This window comes from Paenibacillus sp. FSL R5-0928 (assembly GCF_037970385.1).
GTDB classification, from domain to species: domain Bacteria; phylum Bacillota; class Bacilli; order Paenibacillales; family Paenibacillaceae; genus Paenibacillus_AQ; species Paenibacillus_AQ odorifer.
In genome coordinates, this window is sequence record NZ_CP150225.1 from 5,803,718 (window position 1) to 5,817,976 (window position 14,259).

General features: G+C 47.5%; 11 protein-coding genes and 1 tRNA gene. 4 read left to right on the forward strand and 8 right to left on the reverse strand.

Annotation, left to right across the window (positions count from 1 at the left end):
* Positions 1-46 precede the first annotated feature (46 nt).
* Positions 47-120 (reverse strand) — tRNA-Arg (locus MKZ16_RS26255).
* A 209-nt stretch (positions 121-329) separates the two neighbouring features.
* Entirely contained in the window at positions 330-686 is a 357-nt protein-coding gene (locus MKZ16_RS26260; RefSeq protein ID WP_036686975.1) for a hypothetical protein, read from the reverse strand.
* A 144-nt stretch (positions 687-830) separates the two neighbouring features.
* Here MKZ16_RS26260 and asnB point away from each other — a divergent pair, with 144 nt between their 5' ends.
* Positions 831-2,675: an asparagine synthase (glutamine-hydrolyzing) gene (gene asnB / locus MKZ16_RS26265; RefSeq protein WP_076099465.1), complete on the forward strand. Its 1,845-nt coding sequence runs from the start codon at positions 831-833 to the stop codon at positions 2,673-2,675.
* A 113-nt stretch (positions 2,676-2,788) separates the two neighbouring features.
* On the opposite strand, the gene MKZ16_RS26270 is transcribed toward asnB, so the two are convergent.
* The 4 genes from MKZ16_RS26270 to MKZ16_RS26285 form a co-directional block, all read right to left on the reverse strand.
* Positions 2,789-3,625, reverse strand: coding sequence for an aldo/keto reductase (locus MKZ16_RS26270; RefSeq protein WP_076099466.1), 837 nt, complete (start codon positions 3,623-3,625; stop codon positions 2,789-2,791).
* A 155-nt stretch (positions 3,626-3,780) separates the two neighbouring features.
* Positions 3,781-4,236, reverse strand: coding sequence for a cupin domain-containing protein (locus MKZ16_RS26275; RefSeq protein WP_036686965.1), 456 nt, complete (start codon positions 4,234-4,236; stop codon positions 3,781-3,783).
* A gap of 102 nt (positions 4,237-4,338) precedes the next feature.
* Positions 4,339-5,274 carry an SPFH domain-containing protein gene (locus tag MKZ16_RS26280; RefSeq protein ID WP_036686962.1) on the reverse strand — a complete coding sequence of 312 codons (936 nt, stop codon included), beginning with the start codon at positions 5,272-5,274 and terminating at the stop codon, positions 4,339-4,341.
* Positions 5,274-5,798 (reverse strand): NfeD family protein, encoded by a 525-nt coding sequence (locus MKZ16_RS26285; RefSeq protein WP_256718601.1) that lies wholly within the window; start codon positions 5,796-5,798, stop codon positions 5,274-5,276. The genes MKZ16_RS26280 and MKZ16_RS26285 overlap by 1 nt, the downstream gene beginning before the upstream one ends.
* A gap of 513 nt (positions 5,799-6,311) precedes the next feature.
* Here MKZ16_RS26285 and MKZ16_RS26290 point away from each other — a divergent pair.
* From MKZ16_RS26290 to MKZ16_RS26300, 3 genes are all read left to right on the forward strand, one after another.
* The gene (locus tag MKZ16_RS26290) at positions 6,312-8,255 is read left to right on the forward strand and encodes a glycosyl hydrolase family 18 protein (protein WP_076099467.1); all 1,944 of its coding nucleotides are present in this window, start codon (positions 6,312-6,314) and stop codon (positions 8,253-8,255) included.
* A gap of 60 nt (positions 8,256-8,315) precedes the next feature.
* A complete protein-coding gene (locus MKZ16_RS26295; RefSeq protein WP_076106600.1) occupies positions 8,316-10,736 on the forward strand; it encodes a glycosyl hydrolase family 18 protein in 2,421 nt (806 codons plus the stop codon).
* A gap of 437 nt (positions 10,737-11,173) precedes the next feature.
* A protein-coding gene (locus MKZ16_RS26300) for an IS3 family transposase (RefSeq protein ID WP_094903917.1) occupies positions 11,174-12,732 on the forward strand; the annotation gives its coding sequence in 2 pieces (ribosomal slippage) (positions 11,174-11,807 and positions 11,807-12,732; 1,560 coding nt in all).
* A 90-nt stretch (positions 12,733-12,822) separates the two neighbouring features.
* Here MKZ16_RS26300 and MKZ16_RS26305 read toward each other — a convergent pair.
* Together MKZ16_RS26305 and rph are read right to left on the reverse strand one after the other, a co-directional pair.
* The gene (locus MKZ16_RS26305) at positions 12,823-13,479 is read right to left on the reverse strand and encodes an XTP/dITP diphosphatase (protein WP_038573081.1); all 657 of its coding nucleotides are present in this window, start codon (positions 13,477-13,479) and stop codon (positions 12,823-12,825) included.
* A 1-nt stretch (position 13,480) separates the two neighbouring features.
* Positions 13,481-14,239 carry a ribonuclease PH gene (rph, locus tag MKZ16_RS26310; protein WP_036686952.1) on the reverse strand — a complete coding sequence of 253 codons (759 nt, stop codon included), beginning with the start codon at positions 14,237-14,239 and terminating at the stop codon, positions 13,481-13,483.
* Between the last annotated feature and the right edge of the window lie 20 nt (positions 14,240-14,259).

Here is a 14,259-nt window from a genome sequence, read left to right on the forward strand (position 1 = left end):
CTCGCGCACGCAAAAACAGCCTTCCCGAAGGAAGGCTGTTAATTGACGTCCCGGAAGGGATTCGAACCCCTGACCGTGCGCTTAGAAGGCGCATGCTCTATCCAGCTGAGCTACCGGGACATATAAGAAATAAATACTATGTATTGACGCAACGATATTTATTATACCTTATTCAGCGGATTTTTCAAGTCAAAACAACTTAGAAAAATAATAAAAGAGTTTTCGGTGCGGGTTTTTCACACGTCAGCGTAACCACAGGAAATGAAAAGAACGGCATTTCTGCCGTCCTTTTCAGCGATTCCAGTGTACACTTTACAAGCCTTCGTTATTTACTCCAGCTTTCGAAAACGCTTCTCCAGCTGCTTTTTCAAATCCCCAAAAGTGAGTAATTCTCTTTGAAACTTGGAATGCTCATCTTCTGGCGACATGAAGTTGCTGCCTGTAAATGCACTCGAGGTCACATCTTGAAAAGCGTCATGCATATTGTTATCAAACCAATCGGTAGAGGTATCAGCATCATTAGTCAGAATACGGACAATCTCATATCCCTCTTCACGCCGATCCTCAACGATATACACCAAAAGCGCAGGATCACTAACAGCACCCGGCAAAACACCCACTTCTGCACAAGGCGCACCATCGTACTCCATCATTCTGCGAATTTTGGCGTCTTTAATATAATACACCTGTCATCCTTCCCTCCTGGCAAATTCCCCTCTCCCCTAGTGTTCGGATAAGGACATACATTTTATGCCTTCCTTCGGCATATATCTGTATTACTTGGCAAAAAAGTAAGGACAACAATCGCACAAAAGAGAGGATGAACCATCATGTGCGGAATAACCGGATTTATCCAGTGGCGCGGAGATCTCACTCAGCACTCGCAGCTGCTGGTCAAAATGACTGAAACTTTAGCAAACCGCGGCCCCGATGCAGCCGGAACCTGGATCTCAGGCCCCTGTGCTTTCGGTCACCGCAGACTTAGCGTTATCGATCCGGAGAACGGTGCCCAGCCCATGATCACCCGCCATGAGGAACAGGTATACGCGATTGTTTACAACGGCGAATTATATAACGCCCTCGAACTCAAACAAGAACTTAAACAGCGAGGGCATCAATTCCGCACCCAGTGCGATACAGAAGTGCTACTGCATTCCTATATCGAATGGGGGCCGGATTGCGCAGAGAAGCTAAATGGAATCTTTGCTTTTGCAGTATGGGACGGTCTTCGCGACCAAGTCTTTTTTGCACGTGACCGTTTAGGTGTGAAACCCCTGTTCTATAGCAAGGTTGATGATGTGCTAGTTTTTGGCTCAGAGCCTAAAGCGTTGCTGCAGCATCCTAAGGTACAACCAATCGTGGGTCCTGAAGGTCTCGCAGAAATCTTCATCATCGGTCCAGCGCGTACACCGGGTCATGGTGTTTATAAGGATATGCAAGAGCTTCGTCCAGGTCATGCTATGATCTATAGCCGTGAAGGTCTGCGCAGTTATGCCTATTGGAAGCTGGAGAGCGCAAAGCATACTGACAATGAAGCAGAGACAGCCGCTAAGGTGCGTGAACTGCTCCAAGATACACTCGAACGCCAACTGGTCTCAGACGTCCCTGTTTGCTCTCTTTTGTCGGGAGGGCTGGATTCCAGTGCGCTGACGGCACTTGCAGTGGATTACTACAACCGGAATGGTCAGGGACAAGTGGATACTTATTCCGTAGACTATGTAGATAACGACAAACATTTCAAAAGTCATACTTTCCAGCCGGGAGCAGATGGGCCGTGGATTAAACGAATGGTCGATGAATTGAATACAAACCACCACTACATCTCGTTCGATACCCCGGAGCTTGTAGAAGCGCTGGATAATGCTTTGTACACTAGGGATTTACCAGGGATGACCGATGTAGACTCTTCTTTGTACTTATTTTGCCGGGAGATTAAAAAGAACGCGACAGTAGCTATTTCCGGTGAAGCTGCGGATGAGATTTTTGGCGGATACCCTTGGTTCCACCGTGAGGAAATGCTCTCCTCAGGCACTTTTCCTTGGTCAGTTGCTCCGAAAATGCGTGCAAGTCTACTTTCCCCAGAAATTAACGAGTGGATCCGTCCACTGGAATATTTGGGTGACAGATATAGCGATGCGGTGGCTGAAGTTCCGAAGTTGGATGGAGAAACGGGAAAACAAGCACAAATGCGCGTAATGTCCTATCTGAATATCACCCGCTTCATGCCTACTCTGCTAGACCGTAAAGACCGAATGAGCATGGGCGCAGGGCTAGAGGTACGTGTTCCTTATTGTGATCACCGACTCGTTCAATATGTATTTAATATTCCGTGGGAAATCAAAAATCTGGGGGGCCGTGAAAAAGGGATTTTACGTAAATCTCTTGAAGGCATTCTTCCAGACGATGTGCTCTACCGCAAAAAAAGCCCTTACCCCAAAACTCATAATCCTGCCTATTTAAATGCGGTACGAACTCAGGTATTAAACATTCTGGATGACTCTACTTCACCCATACTTCCATTAATTGATGCTGCCAAAATCCGTGAGATCGCCGCTTCTCCGGAATCCTCAACCAATCTGCCTTGGTTCGGCCAGCTCATGTCCGGTCCTCAGCTGTTTGCTTACCTCGCCCAAGTGGATCTCTGGCTGCGTAAATATAACGTCTCCATCCAATAAGCGCGTAGAGAACTGAGATAATCGACAAGCCAAACAGCAAGTCCCCGTATCCGGTGACTTGCTGTTTGGCTTGTATTTGCAATAATTACTCTACGATCTTATCTGAACGATCCTTAAAAGTTAAAGTTGTCCGGGTCCGGGCCAAATCGATGGTCTTTGTTCAAGCCCTCGATAGTTTTGACATCCTCATCACTAAGCGTAAAGTCAAAGAATCCCGCATTCTCCTTGATTCGATCCGCATGTACGGATTTAGGTATCGTAATGACACCTTGCTGCAAATCCCAGCGAAGTACAATTTGAGCAGGGGTCTTGCCATACTTCTCAGCCAGCTCGTTTAAGAGCGGTAGATCAAGATTCCCTTGCATTAATGGACTCCATGCTTCAAGCTGAATGCTCTGTTCATTGGCATATTTCAGCAGCTCACGCTGAGTCAACAGCGGATGGAATTCCACCTGATTCACCACTGGTACCACTCCGGTATCCTCGATGATATCTTTCAGATGATGAACCTGAAAATTGCTCACGCCGATAGATTTGATGAGGCCCTCTTTTTGCAGATGAATTAAGGCCTTCCATGTCTCACGATATTTTCCTGCCACCGGCCAGTGTATGAGATACAGATCTAGATAGTCCAGACCTAGCTTGCGCCGGCTATCCTCGAACGCTTTTAGCGTAGACTCATAACCTTGATCAGGATTTCGTACTTTAGTCGTAATAAACAGCTCATCCCGGGCCACTCCACAATCACGAATAGCTTGTCCTACGCCTTCTTCGTTATTGTATCCGGCTGCCGTATCAATACTTCGATATCCTAATTCCACTGCGGTTTTGACCGCATGAATAACCTCTTCGCCATCTTTAGTCTTATACACGCCAAGACCCAGCCACGGCATGGTCACCCCATCATTTAAAGTAGGACCACCCGAGAACGGTGCATTCAATTCACTCATCACTTAACCCTCCAAGCTTATTGTTATTTCGTTAAACATACTTAACCTTTTTACCCACTTAAGAAGCAAACGCTACCATAAAAAGTATAGCAGATGGCTTCATCATTCCCCAAATCCTTATAAAAAAACGGAGGCGTAAGCGCCCCCGCTCTTCTTTATTTCTCAATTAGTTTGAAATCATCAAAATGGAATTCAGGAGAAACAATACAGGATACCAGCGTCGGCTCTTTGCCTAACGAACGCGCGGCCTGCCATACTCCCGCTGGAACAACCACTTGTGGCTGCTGGCCTGCAGCAATATCGAGACCCAGAATAACTTCCTGCACATCCTCAGGCTTATCTCCATTACCTCCGAGACTAAGCACGATTGGACTACCGGAATGCCACAACCAAACTTCATCGGACAATACAGTATGCCAATCAGATTGTTCGCCTTCGTGAAGCAGAAAATAAATTGAAGATGCCGAATGACGTGATCCAGAATAGCTATCGCCTAACACTTCCTGCGAAATTTCAAATTCCGAATTCCAAAGTCTTTTGTACCAACCACCCTCAACGTGAGGCTGTAATCCAAGCAGTTCAACTAGCGGTGAAATTTCTTTTTGCGTCACAGTAGCTTCTCTCCTTCAAAGTTAGCATGAACAACAATAGCTTCATATGCATAAGGTTGTTTTTGCTTTTTACTTTAACGGAATAAGCTCGAATTGTAAAATCTATTTACTGTCCTTGCTCGCTTTGAAGACTTCCGCAATCGCTCCAAGACTTCCCAGCGTTTCAACAGCGCTAGTTGGCAAGAACACTTTATTAGCAGGGCCTTTGGCAATCTCAGCCAGAGCCTCGAAGGAACGATAAGCCAGCACCTGCTCATCCAGACCTGCTGAACGAATCAGCTCAATGCGTGATTTTTCTGCTTCTGCCACGGCTTGAATCGCTTTAGCCTCACCGTGTGCTTCCAGTTCCTGCGCCTGCCGTGAACCCTCTGCTTGACGGATACGCGCTTCTTTATCGCCTTCTGCTTTTAGAATCTTACTCTGTTTATCCCCTTCAGCGCGTAGGATCATATCCTGCTTGGCAGCTTCCGCTTCCAAAACAATGGCACGTTTGCTCCGCTCTGCTTTCATCTGCTTATCCATCGCTTCCTGAATATCCAACGGCGGTTTGATATCGATAACTTCCACACGCTCGATTCGCACGCCCCACTTCTCAGTAGCTTCATCGAGGGCAAGACGGATATCCGTCGAAATCTTTTCCCGTCCAGACAAGGTCTCATCCAATTCCAGCTTACCGATGATTTGCCGCATCGTTGCCGTCGAAATGTTTCTTACCCCATAGACATAATCAGAAATACCATAAGTAGCTTCCTCTGGTCCAACCACCTGGTAGAAAATAATCGTATCAATCTGCACCTGCACGTTATCCTTTGTAATTACCGTTTGCGGAGGTACATTTGCTTGTTGAATCCGTAAATCATGGTAGGTGCGCACCTGATCAATTACAGGAATCAGAATGTTCAGCCCCGGTGTCAGCAGACGATTAAATTTACCGAGCCTTTCCACTACGCCTACCCGCTGCTGTGGTACGATTTTGACTGTTAATGCCACAAAAACTACGACCACTACAATAATAATTGCGATAATTGCCCATTGCATTAGTTCATTTCCCCCCATCGTTCTACTTCGATAATCGTCGTGCCTCTTTTCACTACTCTTACAACCTCATCCTTGCCCAGAGACTGTTCAGAGGTCGCGCTCCACGTATCTCCGCCTACCTTCACTTGCCCGTAACGTCCCTGCTCTATCGGCTCAACAACTACTCCTTGCCTACCGATGATTTCTGTACCTGTATCCTTGAACCCACGTGAATGGCGAAATCTAGAAACCAGTGGTTTCGAGAATATAGTCAGACCAAGTGCGACCAGTGATCCAAGGACCACCTGAAACAAAATGGCTTCGGGAACAATCAGCGACACCAAACCTGCGGCCAAAGCACCAATACTAAGCCACAATAAATAAAAAGTAAGCGTCATCATCTCTACAACAAACAGGACACCGGCTGCGATCAGCCAAAACACCCACACAACCATCGGTGAGCCCACCACCTTCCGTATGATACTACTATAACGAAAAGAAACATCGATGCGTTGCATAGTTCCATAAAAAAATATTTCAGGCATGTATATAATTTATATTCATTACATCGGTGGTTATGTGTTTCTTCATGAGTTTCTTGATAAAAGGCGAGTATACAAATCCAAAAGGGTTCACTTTTTGACAAGTCACTATAAATTAGAAAATTCTCCCCCTATATCACCTGATTTTATCCCTAGCGCAATTGCAAGCTATGCTTGAGAATAAGAGTTACCATCACCCATTTATATCTAATTCATCCTAATTATCCAACTTCCAAACATCCTCCTCTATTCATTCAAACCATACACAGCATGTTACATCTTTTAAAATCAATGGAAACAGCAGCACACAAAAAGCATAAAAGAAAGCGCTTACTGATTGGGTAAGGCTTGATTTGGACCGCTGCTTTTTTGCTGCTGAATCTACGAATTGAACTTCAATAGAATGATAGGGACGCCAAGGGTGATGGTGCACTACAACCGACGGGAGGTGAAGGTCAGGACATCTTGCCGAAAAGAATTTCGAACTACACTTTGAATCTAGGAGGTAGAAATTCAATGATCTTCACGAAAAAAGCTTCACGCAAAACCTTTGCAATTGCGATGATCGCCGCGCTTGTTCTGACACTCTTTTCCACCCTGGGTGGCAGTCCCAAAACAGCCAACGCCGCACAGGATTACAAACTGGTTGGTTATTACGCTTCATGGGCCGCTTACGGGCGTGCTTACAATGTAACAGATATCGATCCTACCAAAATGAATGTCATTAACTACGCTTTTGCGGATATTTGTTGGAATGGCATTCATGGCAATCCCGACCCCACCGGCCCTAATCCGGTGACCTGGTCTTGCCAGAATGAACAAGGCCAAGCCATCAGCGTTCCGAACGGTACGATTGTTCTTGGTGACCCTTGGATTGACACTGGAAAAAGCTTCGGGGATGACAAATGGGATGATCCCATCAAAGGTAACCTGAAGCAGCTATGGAAGCTGAAGGAAAAGAACCCGAACCTGAAGACCCTAATCTCCGTTGGGGGCTGGACCTGGTCGAACCGTTTCTCGGATGTAGCTGCGACAGCTGCGACCCGTGAGGTTTTTGCCAATTCCGCGGTTGATTTTATTCAAAAATACAAGATGGACGGCGTGGATCTCGACTGGGAATATCCAGTAAGTGGTGGACTCGCAGGCAATAGCTACCGTCCTGAAGATAAAGAAAACTATGTACTGCTGCTGCAAAAAGTTCGCGAAAAGCTAAATGCAGCCGGCGCGGCGGATGGAAAAACCTATCTGCTGACCATTGCTTCCGGGGCAGGCCCAACGTATATCAACAACAATAACCTGGCCGGCATTGCTTCCGTTGTCGACTGGATCAATATTATGACCTATGACTTTAATGGGAGCTGGAACACCACCACCGGACATAATGCTCCGTTGTACTATGATCCCGCAGCTTCCGCTTCGGGCTTAACCGAACCGCAAAATTTTAACATCGATAAAGCGGTAACCTCCTATCTTGCGAATGGTGTACCTGCGAACAAGCTTGTACTTGGCATGGCTTTTTACGGTCGTGGTTGGGGCGGAGCTCCGGCTTCAGGAAACGGCCAATATCAGGTATCCGCTGGCATCTCACCAACAGGAACATGGGAAAAAGGCAGCTATGATTTCTATGATCTCGAAGCTAATTATATCAACAAAAACGGCTATACCCGCTATTGGAATGATACATCCAAAGTGCCTTATCTCTATAATCCAACAAATCAAACCTTTATCAGCTATGACGACGTAGAATCCTTTGGCCACAAGATCAGCTACCTGAAGTCCAAGGGTCTTGCAGGTGTCATGTTCTGGGAAACAAGTGGTGACCGGAACAAAACACTAACCAATAAACTAAACGCCGATCTTGGTGGCGGAGTGGTGCAGCCGACACCGACACCATCCACATCACCAACACCTACGGCAACTCCAACTCCTACGGCAACAGCAACGCCAACGCCAACTGCAACCGTGACGCCAACCCCAACGCCTACACCGGGACAATGTTCGGCAGCGGCCTGGGGTGCAACAACCGTATACACTGGCGGACAGCGTGTCTCCTACAATGGCTCAGTCTATGAAGCCAAGTGGTGGACGCAAGGGGATCGTCCTGATCTTAGCGGACCTGATGGGGTCTGGAAATTCATCAGCGTATGCGGAACAGCGACACCAACGCCAACTGCAACTGTGGTCCCAACTTTAACACCTACGGTAGTACCAACGCCTACCGCAACCGTTGCACCTACGCCTACTGTCGCGCCAACGCCAACTGCAACCGTTGCACCTACGCCAACTCCTTTGCCTACCGCTACACCTACTTCGGAAGGGTCTAGCTGGGGAACAGGCGTTGCGTACAAAACAGGTGATGTCGTCGCCTACAACGGAAAAACATATACCTGCTTGCAGCCCCACACTTCACTTCAGGGCTGGGAGCCAGCCACCACACCTGCTCTTTGGAAGCTCAATTAAAGTCATGCAGGAAGCAGCGTTCCCTAAATAACATTATCCCCCCTTGGAGGTATATTAAATATGATTGCAAAAGCACGTGCTAAGCGCAAAATATCCATAAGTTACCTTGCTGCGCTAATGAGCCTAATCGTTCTGGTTCCACTTTACACCGGGACAGGTGCATCCTTACCAGTGGCCCATGCAACGGAAACAACACCTTCCGCTCCCGCTCCAGCAGCTGACCATCCTCGCAAAATCGTTGCTTACTTCCCAGAGTGGGGCGATCAGGAGAACAAAGGATTTTACACCGTAGACAAAATTCCGTGGGATAAAATTACCCATATTAACTACGCCTTCGCCAAGGTAAATCCTCAAACGAACAAGATTGATCTCATGGACCGTACAGCTGCAATCGAAAAAGACTATCCCGGTCAGCTGACTACCCTGCCTTTTAAGGGGCATTTTAACCAACTGATCAAGTACAAACAGCTCTATCCTGATGTACGCACCCTGATTTCTGTTGGCGGCTGGTCGGGTTCCGGAGGATTCTTCAACATGGCGAATTCGGAAGCCGGGCGAGAAGCTTTTGCCAATAGTGTTGTGGATTTTCTGCGTACCTATCAGTTCAACGGAGTGGACATCGATTGGGAGTACCCTTCTGGCACTGGGCAGTCCGGTAATCCTAACGATTTTGCCGTGGCAGAACCGCTGCGTACAGTTAATTACAACAACTACGTTCTTCTTATGAAAAAACTTCGCGAAAAGCTCGATCTGGCAGGTTCACAAGACAATCAGAAATATGACCTGACTATTGCGGCCACCGCCTCTTCCTGGATTCTTGGGGGCATGAAGCTTGGGGAAGCCAATCAGTATTTAGACTGGGCGAACCTTATGACCTATGATTTCCATGGTGCGTGGAATGGTTATGTAGGGCCGCATTCTGCACTGTACCCGGATTCCCGCGATACTGAAACTGCTGCGCTGGGTACTCCGGTTCTGAATACCGACTGGGCGGTCCGATACTATCTCGGTACGCTTCCTCCGGAAAAAATCGTGATCGGAGTTCCTTATTATTCACGAGGCTGGAAAAATGTGAATGGAGGCATCAACAATACCGGCCTTTACGGCACAGCTCCGACAACCGGTGGGGGAGCAGATGGCCAATACGGCATCTGGAATGATCCCGCACCAGAGCAGCCTGCTGGTGCAAATCCGATCTGGCATGTGCTAAATCTGCTCAAAGATCCAGCGAATAAACGTTACTTCGACCCTGTTACCAAAACACCGTACTTGTTCAACGCAGACAAGAAGGTTTTTCTTACGTATGAAGATAAGGAATCTCTAGGCTACAAGCTGGATTACATTAAACAAAAAGGCTTGGGAGGCATGATGTTCTGGGAATTAACGGGCGATTACTCTGAGCAGAGCGATGGCACTTATACGTACGGCAATTCTCTGACCGATTTTGCCTATGATCAGCTGAAAACAGCCACGCCGCCGGGCGGAGCTCCTAAGCCGCAGTTGCCTGAACCTAAAAACTTCAACCTCAGCTTCAGCGGCGCTTATGATCATCCGAACTATACCTATTCATTAAAAATAACGAACAACACCGGTGCGGATATTCCCGGTGGCTGGAAGCTAGAATTCGACCTGCCAACAACTACAACCCTAACATCGGCATGGGGAGCCGGTAGCGTTGAGCAAATCTCCACGGCCTGGGATTTCAACCGCTACCGTATTACAGGTACAGCTACTCAAACCATTGCAAACGGAGCTTCACTTGAAATTCCGGGTATGATGAAGCTGAATTTTTCAGGCGGTCCACAGCGAATCACCCTGAACGGAAACTCGTCCCAACAGGAATACGATAAACTGTACGGTGGCATTACGCCAACGCCAACACCAACACCGTCTGCATCACCGTCTGCATCACCGACAGCAACACCTACTCCGACGACTACACCAACAGCAACACCAACGGCAACACCTACAACAACACCGACTCCGACGGCAACCGTGACGCCAACGCCAACTGTAGCGCCAACACCTACTCCTACGCCGGGACAATGCTCGGCAGCGACCTGGAATGCGGCAACCGCATATACTGGCGGACAACGCGTTTCCTACAACGGTTCACTCTATGAAGCCAAGTGGTGGACACAGGGAGATCGTCCCGATCTTAGCGGACCGGAGGGTGTCTGGAAATACATCAGCGTGTGTGGAACAGCAACGTCTACACCAACGGCAACTGTAGCTCCAACGGTAACACCGACTTTGACACCAACGGTGGCTCCGACGCCTACAGCAACCGTAACACCCACGCAAACTCCATTACCGACTGCTACACCTACTTCGGGAGGGTCTAGCTGGGTAACAGGAGTTGCTTATAAAGTAGGTGATGTCGTTGCCTACAGTGGAAAAACGTATACCTGCTTGCAGCCTCACACTTCACTTCAGGGGTGGGAGCCAGCTTCTACACCTGCTCTTTGGAAGCTGATATAATCGGGTGCTCTCTTTGATTCCAACAAGAAGATTGTCCCATTACAAGGAGAACATCCCATTATTAGTGCAGAGTCATACTCATTCTCTGGGGCTTACGTTAAGGACCCAGTTGACGTTATTTACAAATTTCAAGCCTTTGGAGCTATGTTTCGGACTCCAGTGCTGCTATTCCTTATGAAATGCTTCTTTTGGGGTGTTTTTCGTGCCCATAGCGACTTTGGGGTCCAGTAGAATCTCAATTATCGGAAATAGCTACGTTTAAGGTCAGCTGTGTCCGGGTGGCAGCTTCATACGGGTAAATGTGTTAGAATCGAACGAAGTTTGAGGCTTAGTTCAAAGGGAAGGTATAAAAAACGGGGGTGCCCAGCAGTGATATGCTCCCCATATAGTAGACAGGTGAAATAATAAAAACCTGTCGCTGTATGGGGAGCATTTTTATGGAACAAAAAAAGTATACAGCACTGGAAAAGTTAACGATTCTCCAAGAAATTGAACGGGGCGACATTGGTTTGAAAGCTGCGGCCCGGAAGTATGGAATATCCAAAAACTCTATAGTGAAGTGGCGGCAACGTTATCAATTGTATGGATACGAAGGGCTGGAAGTCCGAAGCTACAATCGTACGTATTCTGCAGAACTTAAACTCTATGCCGTTAAGGATTATCTCGAGGGAGGATTGTCGCAAAACCAAATCATCTGCAAGTATAAGATTGCAAGTGCAACCCAACTCGCCAACTGGATTAGGAAGTATAATGGTCATAGCAACAGCTTAACAGCTCATTCAGGAGGAACTAAAGCTATGACCAAAGGACGCGTAACCACTTGGCAGGAACGGATAAATATCGTGCTGTACTGCCTTTCGAACGGAGAAGACTATGCGAAGGCGGCAAGCCATTTTCACGTGTCTTACCAACAAGTATATAGCTGGGTAAAGAAGTACGAAGCAGGTGGTGAAGAGGCATTACGAGACGGTAGAGGACGCACCAAAGCGCCTGAAGAACTTACGGAAGCAGATCGCCACAAACTCGCGATGCAAAAGCTGGAATACGAGAATGCACGCCTGCGTGCGGAGAATGCTTTTCTAAAAAAGTTAGAGGAACTCGAAAAGAGGAGGCGTTAAGAACCATTCGCCAGGTGAATATCTACCTGGCCATTCAGGCTGTTCAGCAGGAACAGTCTTGCTCCATTCGGCTTTTGTGTGACATCGCAGGGATTTCACGGTCAAGTTATTACAAATGGTTGAATCGCAAACCCAGTTTTCGAGAGGCTGACAACGAGAAACTGACAGAGGCCATGCTCCTCTTGTATGAGAAGGTGGAACGAACCTTTGGGTATCGCCAATTGACCCTGCATTTGCGCAGACAAATGGATAAATCTATTAACGCAAAGCGAGTGTACCGGCTGATGAGATGCCAAGGTATCCAGTCAGTCATCCGCAGAAAGAGAAAGAAGTATGTAGGCTCCACGCCTCAGCAGGTTGCAGAGAATGTGCTGAACCGTAATTTTGAGGCTGAAGCTCCAAACCAAAAATGGGTAACGGATGTAACGGAATTCAAATACGGCAACGGCAAGAAGGCGTATTTAAGTGCAATAAAAGATCTGTATGACAAGTCCATTGTTGCTTACGTTCTGGGTCATTCCAATAATAATTCGCTAGTTTTTAACACACTGGAATTAGCTTTGCAGGCAGCACCGGAGAGCCGAACCTTACTCCATAGCGACCGTGGTTTCCAGTATACCTCTCTGCATTTTAAGAAGATGCTGGACGATGCAGAACTGAAGCAAAGCATGTCCCGAGTAGGCTGCTGCATTGACAATTCGCCGATGGAATCCTTCTGGGGAACATTGAAATGTGAGAAGTACTACTTACATACCTACCAGACCTTTGAAGAACTCCAAACAGATATTGATACCTACATTCACTTTTATAATAACGAACGGTTACAGGCAAAACTAAACGGCCTCAGTCCCATTGAATTTAGGACTAAGGCCGCTTAAACTACTTTTATTTTTTGTGCTGTCTACTTGACGGGGTGCAGTTCACAGCCATTTCGCGGCTTTTGGACACCCCCACTTTTTAAAAAAACTCTATTCCGGCGATAGGCCGCCTTCAGCCGCCAGTTTCTTCTCCAGCTTCGCCGTCAGCAGTCGCAGTGCAGTTCCTCGATGGCTGATCTGCTGCTTCTCCTCCAGCGTAAGCTCGGCCATAGTTTTTTCATGTTCCGACAGGTAGAATAGCGGGTCGTAACCGAAACCACCGGCACCTGATGGTTCTGAAGTAATCCAACCTTCGACCGCACCTTCTGCGGTTAGCTCCTGCTTGGAAACTGGATCGTACAGCGATAAAGTACAGACGAACCTAGCCGTGCTCAGCAAAGGCTGATCTGTGTCTTCCCCCTGTTTCAATCTCTCTAGCTCGCTAAGCAGCTTTAGGTTATTTTCCCCATCCGTAGCATCTTCACCTGCAAAACGTGCAGAGTACACACCAGGTCTGCCATCCAAAGCATCTACACAAAGACCCGAATCATCAGCGAGTACCGGAATTCCAAGTGCGTCACCTACGGCTTTGGATTTTTTAAATGCGTTTTCTGCAAAAGTAGCTCCGTCTTCTACCACATCGGGCAGATGCGGATAGTCATACATACTCTTAACTGTCAGGCCCAGCGGGGCAAAAGCGTGCTCGAATTCGCGCACCTTCCCCTTATTCTTCGTAGCGACAATGAGAATATTGCCTGTGGAATTCATGTTACACCTCTTGGCCCGGCTGGCCGGAAGGGATTTTCAGAGCAATCGCTCCGAGCGCTTCTTTTTGTGCGGCAATCAGTTCATAAATCCCTTTCTCACCTAGACCCAACAAAAGATCCAGCTCTTGACGCGAGAATGGTCTTTCTTCGCCAGTTCCTTGTACCTCAACAAAAGCACCGCCGCCGGTCATGACTACATTCATATCCACTTTGGCTTTGGAATCCTCTTCATAATTCAGATCGAGCAGTGTTTTATCCCCTACAACACCTACACTAATTGCTCCCAAAAAGTCTGTTATAGGAAAAACAGCCAGCTTGTGCTGTAGTGCAATTTTATTAATAGCAAATGCCATGGCAACAAAAGCGCCTGTTATCGAAGCCGTCCGAGTTCCCCCATCCGCCTGAATCACATCACAATCCAGCGTAATGCTGCGTTCACCTAACGCTTGTAAATTCACCACGGAGCGAAGCGCACGGCCGATCAGCCGTTGGATCTCCATTGTACGTCCGGTAAGTTTACCGCGTGCAGCTTCACGTTGATTACGGGACTGGGTGGCCCGTGGAAGCATCGAATATTCGGCAGTTACCCAGCCTTTTCCTTGTCCTTTAAGAAACGGAGGCACTTTTTCCTCTACAGTAGCCGTACAAATGACTTTGGTGTCTCCCATCTCAATGATCACGGAGCCCTCAGCATATTTATTCGTTTGGGTCGTTATTGTCAGCGGTCGTAATTGGTCGTCAGTTCGCCCGTTTGATCTCATCTTTTCTGCCTCCTACATCG